Annotated in this window: 19 protein-coding genes; 6 read left to right on the top strand and 13 right to left on the bottom strand. The window is 72.0% G+C overall.

Annotated features, from left to right (window positions below; all coding sequences use genetic code 11):
* Positions 1-14: 14 nt before the first annotated feature.
* From MFF40_RS23295 to MFF40_RS23315, 5 genes are all read right to left on the bottom strand, one after another.
* A complete protein-coding gene (locus MFF40_RS23295) occupies positions 15-860 on the bottom strand; it encodes a nitrilase family protein (RefSeq protein WP_238262410.1) in 846 nt (281 codons plus the stop codon).
* A gap of 171 nt (positions 861-1,031) precedes the next feature.
* Positions 1,032-1,658, bottom strand: a complete 627-nt coding sequence (locus MFF40_RS23300) for an ANTAR domain-containing response regulator (RefSeq protein WP_238262412.1) — start codon at positions 1,656-1,658, stop codon at positions 1,032-1,034.
* Complete coding sequence (locus tag MFF40_RS23305) at positions 1,655-2,809, bottom strand: transporter substrate-binding domain-containing protein (protein WP_147898731.1); 1,155 nt, start codon at positions 2,807-2,809, stop codon at positions 1,655-1,657. Before MFF40_RS23305 ends, MFF40_RS23300 begins: the two co-directional genes overlap by 4 nt.
* Before the next feature lie 215 nt (positions 2,810-3,024).
* Positions 3,025-3,717, bottom strand: a complete 693-nt coding sequence (locus MFF40_RS23310) for a GntR family transcriptional regulator (protein ID WP_147857353.1) — start codon at positions 3,715-3,717, stop codon at positions 3,025-3,027.
* A 332-nt stretch (positions 3,718-4,049) separates the two neighbouring features.
* Positions 4,050-4,970 (bottom strand): LysR family transcriptional regulator, encoded by a 921-nt coding sequence (locus MFF40_RS23315; RefSeq protein WP_147898733.1) that lies wholly within the window; start codon positions 4,968-4,970, stop codon positions 4,050-4,052.
* A 123-nt stretch (positions 4,971-5,093) separates the two neighbouring features.
* Between MFF40_RS23315 and MFF40_RS23320 the strand changes: the two genes are divergently transcribed.
* The 4 genes from MFF40_RS23320 to MFF40_RS23335 all read left to right on the top strand — a co-directional run bounded on the left by MFF40_RS23320 (position 5,094) and on the right by MFF40_RS23335 (position 8,178).
* A complete protein-coding gene (locus MFF40_RS23320; protein ID WP_238262414.1) occupies positions 5,094-6,020 on the top strand; it encodes a ring-cleaving dioxygenase in 927 nt (308 codons plus the stop codon).
* Positions 6,021-6,083: 63 nt separating this feature from the next.
* Complete coding sequence (locus tag MFF40_RS23325; RefSeq protein WP_238262416.1) at positions 6,084-6,716, top strand: alpha/beta hydrolase; 633 nt, start codon at positions 6,084-6,086, stop codon at positions 6,714-6,716.
* Between the two features lie 39 nt (positions 6,717-6,755).
* Positions 6,756-7,169 (top strand): DoxX family protein, encoded by a 414-nt coding sequence (locus MFF40_RS23330; RefSeq protein ID WP_238262419.1) that lies wholly within the window; start codon positions 6,756-6,758, stop codon positions 7,167-7,169.
* A 31-nt stretch (positions 7,170-7,200) separates the two neighbouring features.
* A complete protein-coding gene (locus MFF40_RS23335) occupies positions 7,201-8,178 on the top strand; it encodes a Gfo/Idh/MocA family protein (protein ID WP_238262421.1) in 978 nt (325 codons plus the stop codon).
* Between the two features lie 557 nt (positions 8,179-8,735).
* Here MFF40_RS23335 and MFF40_RS23340 read toward each other — a convergent pair.
* Genes MFF40_RS23340 through argJ form a run of 3 tightly spaced genes read right to left on the bottom strand, consistent with a single transcriptional unit; the run spans position 8,736 to position 11,127 of the window.
* Positions 8,736-9,164, bottom strand: coding sequence for a (deoxy)nucleoside triphosphate pyrophosphohydrolase (locus MFF40_RS23340; RefSeq protein ID WP_147857802.1), 429 nt, complete (start codon positions 9,162-9,164; stop codon positions 8,736-8,738).
* On the bottom strand, positions 9,161-9,880 hold the full coding sequence (locus tag MFF40_RS23345) for an SIMPL domain-containing protein (RefSeq protein ID WP_238262423.1): 720 nt from the start codon (positions 9,878-9,880) through the stop codon (positions 9,161-9,163). Before MFF40_RS23345 ends, MFF40_RS23340 begins: the two co-directional genes overlap by 4 nt.
* Positions 9,877-11,127, bottom strand: a complete 1,251-nt coding sequence (argJ, locus tag MFF40_RS23350; RefSeq protein WP_238262426.1) for a bifunctional glutamate N-acetyltransferase/amino-acid acetyltransferase ArgJ — start codon at positions 11,125-11,127, stop codon at positions 9,877-9,879. The genes MFF40_RS23345 and argJ overlap by 4 nt, the downstream gene beginning before the upstream one ends.
* Positions 11,128-11,398: 271 nt before the next feature.
* Here argJ and MFF40_RS23355 point away from each other — a divergent pair, with 271 nt between their 5' ends.
* Positions 11,399-11,836 (top strand): response regulator, encoded by a 438-nt coding sequence (locus MFF40_RS23355; RefSeq protein ID WP_147856417.1) that lies wholly within the window; start codon positions 11,399-11,401, stop codon positions 11,834-11,836.
* Positions 11,837-12,458: 622 nt separating this feature from the next.
* Positions 12,459-14,408 (top strand): methyl-accepting chemotaxis protein, encoded by a 1,950-nt coding sequence (locus tag MFF40_RS23360; protein WP_415623869.1) that lies wholly within the window; start codon positions 12,459-12,461, stop codon positions 14,406-14,408.
* Positions 14,409-14,653: 245 nt separating this feature from the next.
* On the opposite strand, the gene MFF40_RS23365 is transcribed toward MFF40_RS23360, so the two are convergent.
* The 5 genes from MFF40_RS23365 to MFF40_RS23385 all read right to left on the bottom strand — a co-directional run bounded on the left by MFF40_RS23365 (position 14,654) and on the right by MFF40_RS23385 (position 17,867).
* Positions 14,654-15,460, bottom strand: a complete 807-nt coding sequence (locus tag MFF40_RS23365; RefSeq protein WP_238262430.1) for a TetR/AcrR family transcriptional regulator — start codon at positions 15,458-15,460, stop codon at positions 14,654-14,656.
* 94 nt (positions 15,461-15,554) lie between these two features.
* A complete protein-coding gene (gene proC / locus MFF40_RS23370; RefSeq protein WP_378997454.1) occupies positions 15,555-16,385 on the bottom strand; it encodes a pyrroline-5-carboxylate reductase in 831 nt (276 codons plus the stop codon).
* On the bottom strand, positions 16,382-16,891 hold the full coding sequence (locus tag MFF40_RS23375) for a type III secretion system chaperone family protein (protein WP_147856750.1): 510 nt from the start codon (positions 16,889-16,891) through the stop codon (positions 16,382-16,384). The genes proC and MFF40_RS23375 overlap by 4 nt, the downstream gene beginning before the upstream one ends.
* A 290-nt stretch (positions 16,892-17,181) precedes the next feature.
* Entirely contained in the window at positions 17,182-17,466 is a 285-nt protein-coding gene (locus MFF40_RS23380; protein WP_147856749.1) for an accessory factor UbiK family protein, read from the bottom strand.
* A 164-nt stretch (positions 17,467-17,630) separates the two neighbouring features.
* Positions 17,631-17,867 carry a hypothetical protein gene (locus MFF40_RS23385; RefSeq protein ID WP_147856748.1) on the bottom strand — a complete coding sequence of 79 codons (237 nt, stop codon included), beginning with the start codon at positions 17,865-17,867 and terminating at the stop codon, positions 17,631-17,633.
* Positions 17,868-17,933: the final 66 nt, after the last annotated feature.

Consider the following 17,933-nt stretch of genomic DNA (forward strand, 5'->3'; position numbering starts at 1 on the left):
AGGTGGTGGCGGGGTCAGCCGTAGATGTCGGTCCGGCGGTCACGCAGGAGGGAATTGAACCCGTTCAGATCCTTGCGGCCGGCCTCGTCGAGATCGACCACGGCCGAGAGGGTCTCGGTCCGGTCGCGGCTCGCCGGGCCGGCCAGCGGCCAGCCCTTGGGGCCGATGATCAGGCTCTGCCCCTCGAAGGGCTGGCCGCGCTCGGTGCCGACCCGGTCGGCGCAGGCGATGAAGACGCCGTTCGAGTGGGCCGCGGCCCGGTGCAGGGTGTTGGCCATGGCGGCCTCGCCCGCGGGCTGGTCGGGCATCGGCACCCAGTTGGTCGGGATGCACACGATCTCGGCGCCCCCGAGGGCGAGCTGCCGGAAGGTTTCGGGGAACCAGCCGTCGTAGCAGATCGCGACCCCGATCTTGCCGAGCGCCGTGTCGAAGACCGGGAAGCCGAGGTCGCCCTTGGCGAAGAACACGTTCTCCCGGTCCCAGAGATGCGCCTTCCGGTAGGTGCCGATGTAGCCCTGCGGCCCGACGATCACGGCGGCGTTGTAGAGGGCGCCGCCCGCGCGCTCGGCGATGCCGGCCACGATGTGGACGCCGAGTTCCGCCGCGAGCGCCGCCCAGGCCCGGGCCGTCGGCCCGTCCGGCACCGGCTCGGCGAGGGAGGCCGCCTCCGCGTCGGATTCGAACACGTAGCCGGTGCTGGCGAGTTCGGGCAGGACGATCAGCCCGCTGCCCCCCGCCGCGGCGGCGCGGATGAGATCCGAGGCCTGCGCGATATTGGCCGCGACGGCACCGAAGTGCGGTTCGAACTGGATGCAGGACACCCGTAACGGCGGGCGTGCGGGATCGCTCGCTTGGATCATGATGGCTCCAAAACGCAAAAAGCCCCTGGGCGCGGACGTCATCCGCGGACCAGAGGCTCCAAAGCCGAGATGTCATGCAGCACTGCTGCTGCGGGGCAACCTTGCCCGATAAGACTACGATACGCGCCTGAAGACCGGTCGCAAGGTGATATTTGCGGCAGGCTGCTGCATTCAGGTCTTTTCCGCCAACGCGATGCGCAAACCGAGGCCGCTCATCGCCTCGTGGGCCGAGACGACGCTCTCGGCCACGCTCGCCATCGGCACGCGGGACGCGGTGGCACGATCCCGGAGCATCTTGTAGGCGGCCTCCTCGTCGATCCGGTTGAGCTCCACCAGCAGCCGGACCGCCTTCTCGACGGTGCGGCGGCCCTTCATGGTCTCCTCCAGCCGGTTGATCTTGCTGATCAACCGACCCTCGTAGCCGCGCCGGTAGCGGGCCAGGGCAAACTGGGTCAGCACGCCGCGCGGGTGCAGCGGCTTGTTCAGCACGCCGTGCGCGTTGACGTCGGCGATCGCCTTCAGCGACGTCGGGCTCTCGTAGGCCACGATGGCGATGACGGCGGGCTCGATCTCCTCGATCGACGGCAGGAGGTGCATCACCTGCGCGTCGTCGAGCTGGATGAACAGCGTGTCGATGTCCGGCGGCAGGGCGGCCGGCGGCGGCCAGGCGAGGGAGACCGCGCAGCCGAGGCGCCGGAGCTGCTCCAGAAGCGCGGCGCCCTCCTCGTCGGCGGGATGGATGACCAGGGCGCGGGCGCGCCTCAGGTCGTCCAGGATCTTGCGGGCGGGCGCCGTCACGCGGCCATCCCCTCGTCCAGGCAGTTCGTCTCGAACCGGGACCAGGCGAGGTACGGATCGGGCCGCACCGGCCGGCGCGCCCGCCAGACGACATCGAACTGCCCGTCGGCGCGGGCGACGCCGATGCCGGGGGTGAGCCAGACGTGCCGCGTCTCGCCATCGAAGGCGAGTTCGCCTTCCGGTGCCGCGAGGCGCTGCCGCAGGGCCGCGGCGCCGAGGCGCTCGGCATCGAGGGTGCCGGCCTCCGCCAGCGCGCGGGCGAAGAGATGCACCTGCGCGTAGGCGGTCTCAGACCACATGCTGGTCGGGCGCTCGGACCCGAACCGGGTCCGGAAGGCGGCGACGAAGCGTCGGTTCTCCTCGCCCGCAAGCGCCGCGAAATACGAGGCCGCCAGGACGTGGCTGCTGCACAGGTCCGGGCCGATCGCCCGGATCTGTCCCTCCGCCAGGGTCAGGCTGGCGATCGGGCAGCGCCTCCGGTCGATCCCCGATGCCGCGTAGGCCCGGTAGAGCCGCTCGGCGCCGCGCCCGACCACGGTGGAGAACACCGCGTCCGGCGCCGCATGGCGGATCTCGGCGACCATGTCGGCATGGGCCGCATCGTCGGCATCGAGGGGCGCGTAGCGTTCGCCGACGATGGTCCCGCCCTTGGCCTCCACGAGGTCGCGCATCACCCGGTTCGACTCGCGCGGGTAGATGTAGTCGGACCCGATCAGGAAGATCCGGGGGCCATGCTCCTGCAGGAGGTAGTCCGCCAACGCGAAGACGTTCTGGTTGAGGGTCGCGCCCGTGTAGATGATGTTCTCCGAGTACTCGAAGCCCTCGTAGATCGACGGGTACCAGAGCAGGCCGTTGTGCCGCTCGACGGTGGACAGCACCGACTTGCGGCTGGCCGAGAGCGAGCATCCGAAGACCACCTCGGCCCCGTCCTCGGCGAGCATCCGGCGGGCATAGGACCGATAGGCGTCGTTGTCGCCGGCCGGATCGTAGCAGATCGGTTCGATCGGCCGCCCGAGCACGCCGCCGGCCGTGTTGATCTCCTCGATCGCCAGGGCGGTGCCGAGGAAGTGCTCGGTCTCGGTGACGCCGCTGACCCCGCTGCGGGAGAACAGGACGCCGACCCGCCATGTCGCTTCGTCCTTGCCTGCCATGGCATCCCCACCCGTGCTGAAGGCCGCCCGCCGGGCGACCGCGCGCACCCCGTCCTATCGCAGTCGCGACAGCCTTGGAAACCAAGGCGCCGCGCCGACCTTGCCGGGCGGGTGATCCATTTCAGGAGGCGTCTTCGTCCGCGCATCGCGCTCGACGATCCGGCTCGACCGACGGCCGGCCCGTAAGGCGGCCCCGGTGATCCCGGCCTGCCGCCTTACGGCGTGAGGGCGCGCCGGTAGATCGCGATCAGGGATTGCGCGGCGAACTCGATGTGGCGGCGCAGGTGGTCGGCGGCCGCGTCGAATTGGCCGGCCTCGCACAGGGCGAGGATCTCCCGGTGCTCCCGGTCGGCGCGGGCGACGTCCCCGGAGGCCGAGAGCTGCAGCCGGGTCGGGCGGTCGCAATCCTGCAGCAGGCTGGCCACGATGGTCAGCGAGCGCGGGCGCCCGGCATGCCGCAGCAGGTCGAGATGGAAGCGCCGGTTCAACTCGCCCCAGAGCAGGATCTCGCCGGCCTCCAGGGCGGCGCCGTATTCCTCGGTGAGGTCGCGCAGGCCCTGGAGGTCCTGCGCGTTGAGGCGCGGCGCCGAGAGGGCCAGCAGCTCGGGTTCGAGCCGGACGCGCAGGGCGAAGATGTCCTCGACCTCCTCCACCGACAGGCCCGAGACCACGGCCCCGCGATGCGGCATGATCTTGATCAGGCCGGTGGCTTCGAGCTGCAGCAGCGCCTCGCGGATCGGGATCCGGCTGATCCCGAACTCCTCCGCCAGCGCGTCCTGGCGCAGCTGCGTGCCGGCCGGGAACTCGCCGGTCAGGATCCTCTGGCGCAGGGATTCCGCGACGGCCGCGGCCACGGTCTTGTGGCGCAGGCGGTCAGGCACGGAGCGAGAGGGAACCGCGGTCAGCATCGGGGCCTCGAACGGACGGGGCTCGAGGGCACAAGCCGGGCACGCGGTTGGAGCGGATGCCGGACGCGGGCGGACGCGCGTCGATCGGTTTCGGCCCCGGCCATCCCTGGAAAGGTCGGGTCATCAAGCGATTTGATTTCGCCAGATACACTCGTGCGAGTCAAGAAGTTTTGTATAAAGTCATTCAAAGTGTAGCAACCGTAGGGACATAGTCGGGCCGCGATGGTCCGGTGCTCTTGTCCTGTGCTCTTGGCTGACCGGCACTCACGCAGGTTAGGGTTTCAGCCCGCGCACGCCTTCGATGTCCGCTCACGCCGCCCGTGGCGGCGGCCCTATCCCGGCGCCGGGCCGGCCCAGGGCGCCTGGGCGAGCGTCTGCCCGAGATAGCCCAGCAGCGCGCTGATCCGGGCCGGCCGCGGGTCGCCGGGGGGCGTCACGAGGTGGAGCGCGATCGGCGGCGGCGACCAGCCGGGCAGGACCCGCTCGAGCCGCCCGGCCTCCAGGTCGTCCCAGATCATGAAGTCCGGCTGCAGGGCGAGGCCGAGCCCGGCCCGGAGCGCCGGGGCCAGCGCCTCGGCGTTGTTGGCGCGCAGCTGTCCGCCGGGCACGATCACGGCCTCCACGCCGGCCGCGTCGACGAACCGCCAGCGGTCGGGGGTCGGCAGGTAGGCGTAGCCCAGGCAGGCGTGGCGGGCGAGGTCGTCCGGATGTCCGGGCCGCCCGTGCCGGTCGAGATAGGCGGGCGTCGCCACCAGCGAGCGCCGGATCGCGCAGAGCCGCCGGGCCCGCAGGGAGGAATCCGGCAGCGCCGCGATCCGCAGCCCGATATCGAAGCCGCCGCCCACGAGGTCCACCACCGCGTCGGACAGGTGCAGGTCCACCGAGACCGCCGGGTGCTGGCGCAGGAAATCGGGCAGCCGCGGCGCGACATGCATCACCCCGAAGGTCATCGGGGCCGCGAGGCGGACCAGGCCGCGCGGCTCCGCGGCGCCCGCCACGGCCAGCGCCTCCGCGGCCTCGCCCTCCGCCAGGATCCGCGCGGCGCCGGCCTTGGCGGCGTGGCCGGCCTCCGTGAGGGCGAGCTTGCGCGAGGTGCGGTTGAACAGCCGCGCGCCGATCCGGGCCTCCAGCCGGCCCACCGCCTTCGAGACGGTGCCCTTCGACAGGCCGAGATCCGCGGCGGCCCGGCCGAACGAGCCCACCTCCACCACCTTGGCGAAGACCGCCCAGGCCTCGAAATCGGGGAGCCGCATGGGTTGCATTCCGGAAACGATGGGTTTCCAGCGTTTCTATTTTCGGATCCGTTGGCAAGGGCCAGATTGCCGTCATCGCAAACGCCCCGCGGCATCCGCGGCGGCTTCTCGGGAGACAGCGTCATGGTGCAGTCCGGCCTCCACCACGTCACGGCCTTTTCCGGCCCGGCAATGCGCAACCTCGACTTCCACACCCGCGTGCTCGGGCAGCGGCTGGTGAAGAAGACCGTCAACTTCGACGATCCGGGCACCTACCACCTGTATTACGGCGACGCGTCCGGGCAGCCCGGCACGATCCTGACCTTCTTTCCGATCGCGCACGCGGCCCCCGGCCGGGTCGGGATCGGCGAGACCCAGGAGACCGCGTTCCGGGTGCCCCGGGGCTCGATCGGCTGGTGGACCCACCGGCTGATCGAGAAGGGGGTCGCCCACGAGCCGCTGGTCCAGGTGTTCGGCGCGCCGACCCTGCGGTTCCGCGATCCCGACGGGATGATGCTGGCGCTGGTGGGCGTCGACGGCGCGGAGGCGGAGCCCGCCTGGGCCTCGGCCGAGGTCCCGGCCGAGCACGCGATCCGCGGCCTGCACGGGGTGACGCTCCTGCTGGAGACGGCCGAGGCCACGGCCGCGATCCTCACGGAGGTGCTGGGCCTGCGCGAGGAGGCCCGCGAGGGCAACCTGATCCGGTTCGCCGGCAGCGCGGCGCTGGGCGGCTTCGTGACCCTTCGGGCGGTGGGCGGCTTCCTGCCCGGCCGGCAGGGTGCGGGCTCGGTCCACCACATCGCGTTCCGGGCGGCCGACGACGCCGCCCAGGCCGCGATGGCGGACAAACTCGCCGGGCTCGGCCTCCAGGTCACCGAGCAGCGGGACCGCCAGTACTTCCGGTCGGTCTACTTCCGCGAGCCCGGCGGCGTGCTGTTCGAGATCGCCACCGACGCCCCCGGCTTCACGGTCGACGAGCCGGCGGAGTCCCTCGGCGCCGCCCTCAAGCTACCCGCCGGGCTGGAGCCCCACCGGGCCCAGATCGAGGCGGTGCTGCCGAAGGTCGCCTGAACCGATGCCCCCGCCCTGGACGAACGGGGCGGGGGCGCAAACCATGCCACCAGCGAGGTCGCCATGACCCAGGACGCTTTCAGCCTGATCCACCTATTCGAGCCCGGCGCCGCCGCCGCGCCCCCGCTGCTGCTGCTGCACGGGACCGGCGGCAACGAGCACGACCTCCTGCCGCTCGGCCGGATCGTGGCGCCGGGCGCCGCCCTGCTGTCGCCCCGCGGGGCGGTGACGGAGAACGGCATGCCGCGGTTCTTCCGGCGCCTGGCCGAAGGCGTGTTCGACGAGGCCGACCTGCGCCGCCGCACCGCGGAACTCGCCGCCTTAGTGGCCACGGCGCGGAAGCGCTACGGGATCGCCGCCCCCGTGGCGCTGGGCTTCTCCAACGGCGCCAACATCGCCGCCGCGCTGCTGATGCTGGACCCGGCGGTGCTGGCCGGCGCCGTGCTGATCCGCCCGATGGTGCCGCTCTCCGAGCCGCCCGCCGCCGACCTGGCGGGCAAGCCGGTCTTGATGCTCTCCGGGGCGATGGACCCGATCGTCCCGGCCGAGAACGCGCGCCGTCTCGCCGGGCAGCTCGAAGCCGCCGGCGCCGCGGTCGCGCACCGGGTCGTGCCGGTCGGCCACGGCCTGTCGCAGGCCGATGTCGGCCTCGCGGCGGACTGGATCCGCGGCCTCGCCCGACCGGGCGCGGCCTGATCCGCGCGAACGTCCCCACCTCGAAAACGGAGTATCGCCATGGCCTCCCCGATCGCCGCCGCCCCCGCCGCCGCCCTCCTGCCGGTGACCGGCCGGATCCTGATGAGCGCCCTGTTCCTGGTGAGCGGAATCGGCAAGCTCGCCGCCCCGGAGGCGACGCTCGCCACCATCCGGGCCGCCGGCCTGCCGCTGCCGGAGGTTTCTTTTGCGGTGGCGGCGCTGGTGGAGGTCGTGGGCGGCCTGCTGCTGATCCTCGGCTACCGGACCCGGCTCGTCGCCCTCGGGCTCGCCGGGTTCGCGGTGGCCACCGCGCTCACCTTCCACACGGCGCTGGCCGACCCGAACCAGATGTTCCATTTCCTGAAGAACCTCGCCGTGGCGGGCGGCTTGCTTCAGGTCGCGGCCTTCGGGGCCGGCCCGTTCAGCCTCGACGCCCGGCAGGGCCGGATCTGACCGGGCGCCGTCACCAGCACAGGGACCAGGAATGACCACGACCGACGCGCCGCTCGCCCTCGGGATCATCGGCGCCGGCATCATGGGCGAGCGCCTGATCGCCGCCCTCCACGGGGCGCCGGATGCGCCGGTGCGGGTCGCCGCCCTGTGGGATCCGTCGCCGGAGGCCCTGGCCCGGGTCGGCGCCGCCTTCCCGGCGGTGCCGCAGGTCGCCGATTCCGCCGCGGTCGTGGCGGCCAGCGCCTGCGTGTACGTCGCCTCGCCGCCGGCCTCGCATCTCGGCTACGCCCGGGCCGCGCTCGCCGCCGGCCGGACCGTGTTCTGCGAGAAGCCCCTGGCCATCGACCTCGCCGAGGCCCGCGCCTTCGTGGCGTCCGCCGGGGCGGCCGGGGCGGTGAACTTCCCGTTCGCCTCCTCGCCCGGCGTGGCGGCGCTGCAGCGCTGGATCGCCGACGGCGCGGTCGGGACGCCCCGGCGGCTCACCATCGCGGTGGACTTCGCCCGCTGGCCGCGCCCCTGGCAGGCCGACGCGGCGCGCTGGCTCGACGCCCGGGCCGAGGGCGGCTTCACCCGCGAAGTGGTCTCGCACTTCCTGTTCCTCAGCCACCGCCTGTGCGGGCCGCTCCACGGGCTTTCCGGCACGGTCGCGTTCCCGGAGCCCGGCCGCTCCGAGCGGGCGATCGACGTGACGCTCACCGCGGGCGACGTCCCGGTCACGCTCGCCGGACAGGTCGGTGGGGTCGCGGAGGACGACCGCAACACCTGGACGCTCGAGGGCGATGCCGGCGCGATCCGCCTGCGCGACTGGGCTATCGCCGAGCGCCGCGCCGCGGACGGGAGCTTCGTCCCGGCCCCCGACGCGATGCCCAACGCGGAGGCCCGCCCGATCGCGCTGCGCCGCCAGCTCGACGGCGTCGCCCGCATGACCCGCGGCGAACCCCACCCCCTCGCCACCCTCGCCGAAGCCCTCGCCGTGCAGGAGGTGGTGGAGGGGATTCTGGCGCTGTGAGGATTTGGATGTCGGCGCCCCGATAGGCCCGGAGTGGCGGCATGTTCGCCACTCCGCACCCCGTCGGCGGATGAAGACGGCAACCCGACACGCCCGCCTCTCCCTTCCCCCCTCGCGGGCTACGAGGATTCACATATCTCCGTTGAACACCGCCGCCGACGAAGCGGCGCGACGTGCCCCTCTCCCGTGCGGGCTACGATGTTCACACAACGCGTTGAGCGAGGCTCGACGCGCCCCCTCTCCCGTGCGGGAGAGGGCTGGGGTGAGGGACCAGGTTTATCCGGAGAGGTCGCATCCCTCACCCTGTCCCTCTCCCGCACGGGAGAGGGGACCTGCGCCTCACCTGCCCGCGTGTCGCCCAGCCCGATGGGTGAATCCAGTAGCCCGCCCGGGAGAGGGGACCCGCGCCCAGTCCCGGCGCCGGGTCTCCGCAAATCTGTGTAGCCAGTAGCCCGCAGAGGGGGAGGAGGCGCGTGCCCTGTACGGACCGGCTATCCCGCGCCGTCACCGCTTTGCGGTGTGCAAGGACGGCGATAGCCCTCCATCCCGAGCCCGCCTCAGCTCCCCAGCAGCTCCACCAGGAACGGGATCAGCGGCGTGTCGGCCGGGGGCATGGCGAGATCGCGCAGGGCCTTCGGGCGGACCCATTTGAGCGCCTGGCCCTCCATCGGGCGCGGGGTGCCCGACCAGCGCCGGCAGACGTAGAGCGGCATCAGCAGGTGGAAGTCCGGATAGGCGTGGCTGGCGAAGGTCAGGGGCGCCAGGCACGGCTCCTCGACCCGGATGCCGAGTTCCTCGGACAGCTCCCGGATCAGGGTCTCCTCCGGGCGCTCGCCGGCCTCGACCTTGCCGCCGGGGAACTCCCACAGGCCGGCGAGCTGCTTGCCCGCCGGGCGCTCGCTCACCAGGATCCGGCCGTCGACGTCGACCAGCGCCACCGCGACCACCAGCAACAGGCGCAGGGCGGGCGTCCCGGGCCCGCTCACGGCGCCACCGCGAAGGTGGCCGAGACCTCGGAGGAGAGCTGGATCGTGCCGGCCTCGATCGGGACGCGCCGGCCCTTGGCCGCCATCGGCGCCGCCAGCGCCCGGCTGAAGACCGGCGGCGGCGGGACCGCGCCCCCCGCGGTGGTGAGCACGCAGACCGGCCCGAGCTTGGCGCCGAGCGCCTCGGCCAGGGCCTCGGCCCGGGTCCGGGCATCGCGCGCGGCGGCGACCTGGAGCGCCGCCTCGGCCTTGTCCGGATCGCGCAGGCCAAAACTCACCCCGTCGATCCGGTTCGCGCCCGCATCGAGCGCCTGGCGCAGCAGGTCGCCGAGGCGGTCCATGTCGGCGAGGCGCACGGTCACGGTGTTGCCGGCGCGGTAGCCGTCGGGCTCCTCGGTGACGAGGCCGCCCGGCCGGGTCACGGAGCGCGCGCCGGCCTGGAGCGTCACCGCGGCGGTGCCGATGTCGGCGGGCGTCACGCCGAGCGCCCGCGCCTGCGCCGAGACGCCGGCCACCGCCTTCGAGGCCGCGTCGAGGGCGGCCGCCGGGGTCGCGCCCCGGGCCTCGATCCCGACCGTGACCTCGGCGAAGTCCGGCGCCCGCGCCTCCGCGGCATGCCCGACGACGCTGATGCGGCGCTTGCACGCGTCATCGTCGGCGTGCGCCCGGGCGGGCAGCAGGGCGAGCAGGAGAAGGCCGGCGAGGCCGGCCCTCACGAGCGGTAATCCCCGTTGATCTCGATGTAGGCCTTGGTCAGGTCGCAGGTCCAGACGCGGGCCTGGCCCTCGCCCAACCCGAGATCGACCCGGATGCCGATCTCCGGCTCGCGCATCACCGCGCTGGCGGCGTCCTCGCTGTAATCCGGGTCGCGGGCGCCCTGGACGGCCACGCGCACGTCGCCGAACCAGATCGCGAGCCGGTCCCGGTCGGCGGGCTCGCCGGCCTTGCCCACCGCCATCACCACCCGGCCCCAATTGGCGTCCTCGCCGGCCACCGCGGTCTTCACCAGCGGCGAGTTGGCGATCGACATGGCGATCTTGTGCGCGGAGGCGTCGCTCTCGGCGCCCGTGACCCGCACGGTGACGAACTTGCGCGCGCCCTCGCCGTCCTTGGCGACGAGCTGGGCCAGTTCGATCAGCAGGCCGTCGAGCGCCGCCTTGAAGCCGGCCAGACGCGGGTCGGCCGCGTCGGCGATCTCGGCGTTGCCGGCCTGGGCGGTGGAGAACAGCAGCAGGGTGTCGGAGGTCGAGGTGTCGCCGTCCACCGTCACGCAGTTGAAGCTGGTCTTGGTGCCCGCGCTCAGCAGCGCCTGGAGGGCGGCCTGGGGCAGGGCGGCGTCGGTGAACACGAAGGCCAGCATGGTCGCCATGTCGGGGGCGATCATGCCGGCGCCCTTGGCGATGCCGCTGATGGTGACGCGCACGCCGTCGATCTCGGCGGTGCGGGTCGCGAGCTTGGGGAAGGTGTCGGTGGTCATGATCGCCCGGGCCGCCTCGGCCCAGGCGGCCGGGCCGTCCGTGGCCCGGGCGGCGCAGTCGGCCAGCACGCCCTCGAAGCGCTCGGCCGGCAGCGGCTCGCCGATCACACCCGTGGAGGCGACGTAGACCTCCCGGTCGCCGCAGCCGGCCGCCTGCGCGGCGATCTGGACGGTCTTGGCCACCGCCTCCCGGCCGAGCCGGCCCGTGAACGCGTTGGCGTTGCCCGAATTGACCACCAGCGCCCGGGCCGGGCCGTGGGCCAGGGCCTCGCGGCACCAATCCACCGGTGCCGACGGGCATTTCGAGCGGGTGAACACCCCGGCCGCGCGGGTTCCGGCGGCGAGGTCGACGTAGAGCACGTCGGTCCGGCCGCTGTAGCGGATGCCGGCCTGGGCGGTGGCGATCCGCACGCCCGGGAGCGGCGGCAGCTCCGGCACCGCGCGCGGCGCCAGCGGAGAGACGGGCGGGGATTTCGCGGACGACATCGACTCAAAGCTCCGGCAGCGCGCGGGGCGTCCCGCGGCGGCCCGGTGTTGCCCGCGCGACCCCGGGGCCGTCAACCGTACGCCGCCGCCGCGTGGGGCGGCGGGCCGCGTCGGCGGCCTCAGCACGTGTGCTGCTCAACTGTGAGGCTGCATGCGCTTTGGGCAGTGCCGCCGCCGAATGCGGCGTCTTCGCGGCGGCAGACTTGCGCGAGGCTTGGTTCCCGGCATAGCATGGTGCATCGCAATGCCAGAGCGAGGTCGAGTGCGGACGATGCCCACAACCGACGTCGAGACGGCCTCCGGCAGGCTGCCCCAGGGCGTCTGCTACCGGATCCAGGTGCTGGTCGTCGGCCGCCACAAGCGCTGGCGCGACGAGATCTCCACCGAGATCCGGATGCTGGGCTATCAGGTGACCGCCTGCGACCGGGGCGTCGACGCCATGACGGTGCTGGCCCTCGGGCTGCCCGTGGACGTGATGGTGGTGGATGCGGCCCTGCAGGGCGGCGGCCTGTGCTGCGCGCAGCTCGCGGTCGAGGCGCGGGCCCTGCGCCCGGGCCTGCGCATCGTCCTGTCCAGCGATCCGTTCGACCCGCCGCCGCAGGAAGCCTCGGTGCTGGTTCCGGACGCCCTGTTCATCCAGCGCGAGCAGTTCCAGGACGGGATGGTCGCGAGCCTGATGCGCGAGGCGCTGGCCAACCGCGCGGCCTGACGGGCCTGTATCCCGCCGGCCGATTCGCGAGTCCGGTACCCCCGAGACTTGTTGCCTGACCTGGCGCGGCGTGGATGTCGGGAGGTTCCGCCGCACGTCGAATCGCTCACCATTCCGCGCGCCGGGATGTCGTCCGGGGCGGGTGCCGTACCCCCGGATCCCGGGGAGCGCGCCGGCGATGCACCGGTCGTCACCACGAAAAGCTGACCCCGTGCCATCCTGGTTCGTCTGCTTATCGCCGACACCTGGCCCATAAAGTTTCCTGGCTATGCATTTGGAGACCAGATAATTCAGCTCGCTGTTCCCAATGTATCGATAAGTTTCATCTCGTTTCGGAAAGAACCCGGATCAGAAAGATAATGATTTTTCTTTTATCAAATCTCGAACGCGGTGAACATGCATTTGGAGAATGTGGGGCGCATCACAAAGCATGATTGGCCCGCCAGTATCAGATTTTGATAATTTATCTTTTAATTATTCTCATGATTTACGAATTAATCTTGACACATGAATGTCATTCGACCGATTTTTATGGGTGCCGTGCCCATCGATGGTACGCATCAATGAAAGTTGTACGCCTGTGACCTTGGGAATCCGCCACCGGCTCTACGCCGGCTTTGCGATGCTTGTGCTGATCGCTGCCGGCATAGGTGCCTTCTCGCTTCATCAGCAGAGCACGATCGATGGGTATTACGACGCGCGCTCTCGTCTGGACCAAGGTTCGCGGTCGATCCTCGCGATCAGCAACCTCGCCCTCCGCCTGACCGGCGCCGCAGAGAAGTACCGCTTCGAGTCGGATCCCGCGCAGGTCGCCGCGATCGAGCAGATGCGCCAGGCGATCGAGGCCGCGAGCATCAACCACCTCGTGGCGACCCCGAGTGAAGAGCGGCGCAGGATCTACGGTGAGATCCGCGACGAGGCGCGGGCCCTGAAGCCGGGACTGGAGCGACTCGCGGCGGCCGGCTCGACGTTGACCGAAACCAGAACCGCCATGTTTGCGGGCGGGGATCAGCTCACGCGCTTCGCCGACGCACTGATCGCCGAGGCGCGCGGCCGTGGCGACGACGCATTGATCTATCGGGTTCAGGCGGTCGAGAACGCCGTGCTGCGGACCCGGCTCGCCGCCGCGCGCCTCACGATCAGACTGCGTCCGGAGGATCGGGGCGTCTTCGCGGAGGCTGTCGAGCAGACCCGCGCCGCCTTGCGGGCGTTCGAGACGGGCGGCGCAACACTCATGCCGATGGTCACGGCCATCGCCAAAGCGCTGGATACCTATGCCGGCACCGTTACTGCCTATGACGACGCGGCGAGCAACGTCAAAGCGACCTTCGAGCTTGGCATCAAGTCGCAAACCGACAAGATCGAACAGCACGCCGAGACGGCGCGCACGAGGGTGATGTCCCAGGTCGCCGAGATTTCGGCGACGACGTCGGCCGCGGTGGCGAGCGCTCAGCGGGGGCAGATCGGCCTGGTCGGCCTGACCGTGGGGGTCGGTGGTCTTCTGGCCTTCCTGATCGCCCGCAGCGTCATCCGGCCGGTCACCGCCATGACCGACGCGATGAAGCGCCTCGCCGAGGGCGACACCGCTGTCGAGGTTCCGGCGCCGAGGGCCAGGGACGAGATGGCCGAGATGGCCAAGGCGGTGGACGTGTTCCGGCAGAACGCCATAGCCCGCGCCGACCTGGAGGCCGCCCAGGCCGCCGAGCAGGCGACCCGCCTGAGCCGGGCCGAGCGGGTCGACCAGCTGGTCCGCGCCTTCCAGCAGAACGTCGCCGCCTCGCTCGAGGTCGTCACCGGGGCCGCCACGGAACTCGATGCCACGGCGCGCTCGATGACCCAGGTCGCCGACGACACCAACACCCAGGCGGTGGCCTCCAGCGCCGCCGCCGAGCAGGCCTCCACCAACGTCCAGACCGTGGCGGCCGCCGCCGAGCAGATGGTCGCGTCGCTGCAGGAGATCGAGCGGCAGGTGATCCGCTCGAACGAGGTTGCGGGCCACGCGGCCCACGAGGCCGAGGCCACCAACACCGCCATGGCCAGCCTGCGGCTCGCCTCCGAGCAGATCGGTGCGGCGGTGACGACGATCTCGGGGATCGCCGGGCAGACCAACCTGCTGGCCTTGAACGCCACGATCGAGGCGGCGCGGGCCGGCGATGCGGGCCGGGGATTCGCCGTCGTGGCCTCGGAGGTGAAGGAGCTGGCCGGCCAGACCGCCAAGGCCACCGAGGAGATCGGCGGCCAGATCGCGGCGATCCAGGCGGCCACCCATCAGGCGGCCGCCGCGATCGAGCAGATCGCCCGCACGATCACGGCGGTGAACGAGATCAGCGGCGCGATCGCCTCCACGGTGGTGCAGCAGACCGCGGCGACCAGCGAGATCTCGCGCAACGCCGGCGAGGCCGCCCGCGGCACCCGCGACGTCTCGTCGAACGTCGCCCAGGTGCTGGCCTCCTCCGGGGAGACCGGCAGCGCCGCCACGCAGGTGCTGCACGCGGCGTCCCAGCTGGCCAGCCAGTCCCAGAAGGTCCGCCAGGAGGTCGACGGCTTCCTGCGGGACATCCAGGCGGCCTGAGGCGGGGCGCTTTTCGGTCGCCGGGCGCCCCAGGATGGGGCGCTTGCGGATCCCCGCATCGGGCCGGGCAACCCGGCCGCAGGGATCCGGCTCAGATCCTCTCTTCCGTTCGGGCTGCGGGATTCACCCGTCTCTCCCGAACCCCAAGGTTCTGGAAGGAAGGCGCTTTTCCCCTCCCCCTTGCGCAGGATGAGGGGCGGGGGTGGGATGACGCAGGCGCCGAAGGCGGCACCCGATTCGAACGGTCAGATCGCCGCCGCGGGATCCGTCTCGTCGCCGTCCGGCTCGCGCCGGCTCCGGGGGCGGCGGTCGAGGAGGGACCGGCCGAGCGCGCGCAACGGCGCGGTCAGCCGTCGGGCATCCTCGGCGCGCTCCATGAGGCGCTCGCCGTTGCGGATCTCCTTGTCGAGCTTGGCCATCGTCCGAGCGAGCGCGGGATCCTCGTCGTCGAGCCAGACCCGGGTGACGCGGGCGAACGCGATCACCACGCCCTGGAGCTTGAACTGGCCCAGCGGCCCCTCGGTGTCGATCCCAGCCGCCGCCAGCATGTAGCGGTGCGAGTTCAGCATCACGCTGTTGAGCGCCAGCATCGACAGCGGCTCGCCGCGCAGCGCGTAGGCGATCCGGCGCAGCGCCGGCTTGTAGGGGGTCATCGCGTCGAGCCGGCGCATCAGCACGTCGAACAGCCGCTCGCGGGTCGGCTCCTCCTCGAGGCCGGCGCTGTCGCCCTCCAGGACCTTGCGGTCGATGATCCGGGTCAGGCCGCCGAGCACCGCGCCCTTCGAGGGGAACAGGTCGCGCAGCTCCGCAAGCGTCAGGCCCGCCTCGCGGGCGATGTCGCCGATCTCGATGTCGTTCCAGGGCTGCTCGGCCGCGAGCCGCATCAGCGCCTCGACCGCGGCCTCGCGGGGCGACAGCTTCGGCGAAGATTCGGAATGCGCCTGGGTCTCCGGCGCCGGGCCGGCCGGGCCGGCCTGGTCCGGGGCCGCGCCATCCTGCGGGATGCTCGCGCCCTTGCGGGTACGCTTCGACGGGGCTCTGGTCTCGGTCATGGGTCTGTCGCCCGCTCCTGTCGGTCGTCGAGCCCCTATCTAGGGATGGCGGCGGCGATGGGCAGGGCCGTCGCGCGGCGATGCCGCACGGATGTCAGCCGGCGAGCTCGGCGGCCCGGCGCCGGGCCGCCGCCACGGCCTCGCGCATCAGCGGCGCCAGGCCGTCCGGCCGCATCAGCACGTCGAGGGCCGCGGCCGTGGTGCCGCCCGGGGAGGTGACGTTGCGGCGCAGCTCGGCGGCCTCGGCCGGGCTGGCTTCGAGGAGCGCCCCGGCCCCCGAGACCGTGGCCCGCGCCAGGGTCCGAGCCACGTCCGGATCGAGCCCGGCGGCGATCCCGGCCTCGGCCAGGGTCTCGGCCAGCAGGAAGACGTAGGCCGGCCCGGAGCCGGACACGGCGGTCACGGCGTCGATCTGCGCCTCGTCGGCGAGCCACGCCACCGCGCCGTTGGCGGAGAACAGCGCGTCGGCCGCGTCGCGCTGGGCCGGCGTCACCTCCGGGCTCGCGCAGGCGCCGGTGGCGCCCCGGCCGATGCTGGCCGGGAGGTTCGGCATGGCCCGCACCACGGCCCGGGCCCGGGGCAGCCGGGCGCGCAGGTCCGCGACGGTCTTGCCCGCCAGGATCGACACCAGCAGCGTGTCGCGGCCGACCAGCCGGTCGAGGCCGGGCGCCGCCGCCTCCAGGCCCTGAGGCTTGATCGCCAGCACCAGCACGGCGCCGGGCTCGGCCTCCGCCGGGTTCAGCCGGATCCCGCGGGCGCTGCACAGGTCCGCGATCTCGCGGGACGGCACCGGATCGACGATGGTGGTGGCATGAGGATCGAGGCCGGAATCGAGCCAGCCCGCCAGCATCGCGCCGCCCATCTTGCCGGCCCCGGCCAGGACCAGGGACGGCGGCATCCGCGCGGCGTCGGGGGCGGCCGTCACGCCTCGCCTTCGGTCTCGAACAGCACGGCGTCCAGCGCCTCGCGGGCGCTCTTGCCGGCCCAGAGCACGAACTGGAACGCCTGGAAGTAGCGCTCGCAGGCATCCACGGCGGTCTTCATCATGGTGGAGCATTGCGGGTGGGTCGGCACCGCGCCGCCCGCCAGCAGCAGCGCGTGCCGGAACATCACCACGCTGTCGCTCGACCACAGGTCGAAATGACCGATCCAGAGCTGCTCGTTGATCATCGCGATCAGGCGCAGCACCTCGGTCCGCTGCCGCTCCGGCACCTTGAGGTCGAAGGCGCAGGCCACGTGCAGGGCCTCGACATCCTCGATCCAGGTGAACGCCACATGGTAGTCGGTCCACCGGCCGGGGCTGGTGATCGACATCTCGTCGGTCTCGGCCCGGTCGAAGATCCAGTCGCGCAGGGACGCCAGACGCTCGACGACGTCGAGCGGATGCTCGTTCCGGTCAGGGTCGTGGAAGTCGACGTGGAGAAGCGGCATGACGATCCAAAAGGACGGCCCGGAATCGATCCAGCCCGACGTGACGGGGACGCGAGAAGGAGTGTGAGAACACTCCGAGAACTTGCTACGACCGTCGGAGACGGGCCGGGGGTGACGCGATCGACTGTCAAAGCGCTGCGGACATCGCCCGGCGGCCGTCGAATCACCCTATGCCCGACTATAGACCGGCCGTGACTCGCGACACAAAGTGCAGGTCACGCTCGGTGAACAGGAAACGAAATCGTCGGCTGCGCTTCCTGTGCAAAAGCCTGAAGCGTTGCCGTGCGGACTCAGATCGCCTCGCTGAGCCCCGCCGCGCCGGCCGCGGCGGTGCCGGATTTGGCCTCGAGGGCGGCCACCCGGGCGGTGAGCGCGTCGTTCTGGGCCCGCAGGTTGGTCACGAGGTCGCGCAGCACGTCGAGTTCCTCGCGGGAGGCGATGTCGAGGTCGCGCACGAGGCGCTCGGCCTGGGCCTTGACCACGGTCTCGGCCTCGCGGCGCACGCCCTGGGCGGCGCCGGCCGCGTCGGTCATCAGGCGGGCGAGGTCGTCGAACAGTCGGTTCGAGGGGGGCATCGTGGTCTCCCGGATCGGCCGGCTGCCGCATCGGCCGCCTGACTGCGCGATTCTCAGGTGACGAGATAGGAATCCGCGGGGTGCGGAGCAACGCCGGAAACGCGTTCCCGACGCGAACGCGCGCCGGACATGAAAGCGGGGCCCGAAGGCCCCGCCCATCGCGATCACATGCGGCGCATCATCCGGCGATGCATCATCTTGCGGTGCATGTGCCGGTGCATCATCCGGCGCTCCATGCGCCGGTGCATCATCCGCCGCTCCACCGGGTGCATGCGGACCTGCGTGACGGTTTCAGGTGCGGAGATCCCCGAGGGCAGGCCGGGGGCGGCGCTGGCCGGCTGGACGAGAGCGGCGCCGCCGATCGAGGCGAGAACCGCGAAGGCGAAAGTCAGTTTCCTCACGAGGAGACTCCAATGTTCTGATCTCCGGGCATGGCGCCCGGTTCATCCTCCCGGACGGGAGGTTCG

This window comes from Methylobacterium mesophilicum (assembly GCF_022179445.1).
GTDB lineage: Bacteria > Pseudomonadota > Alphaproteobacteria > Rhizobiales > Beijerinckiaceae > Methylobacterium > Methylobacterium mesophilicum.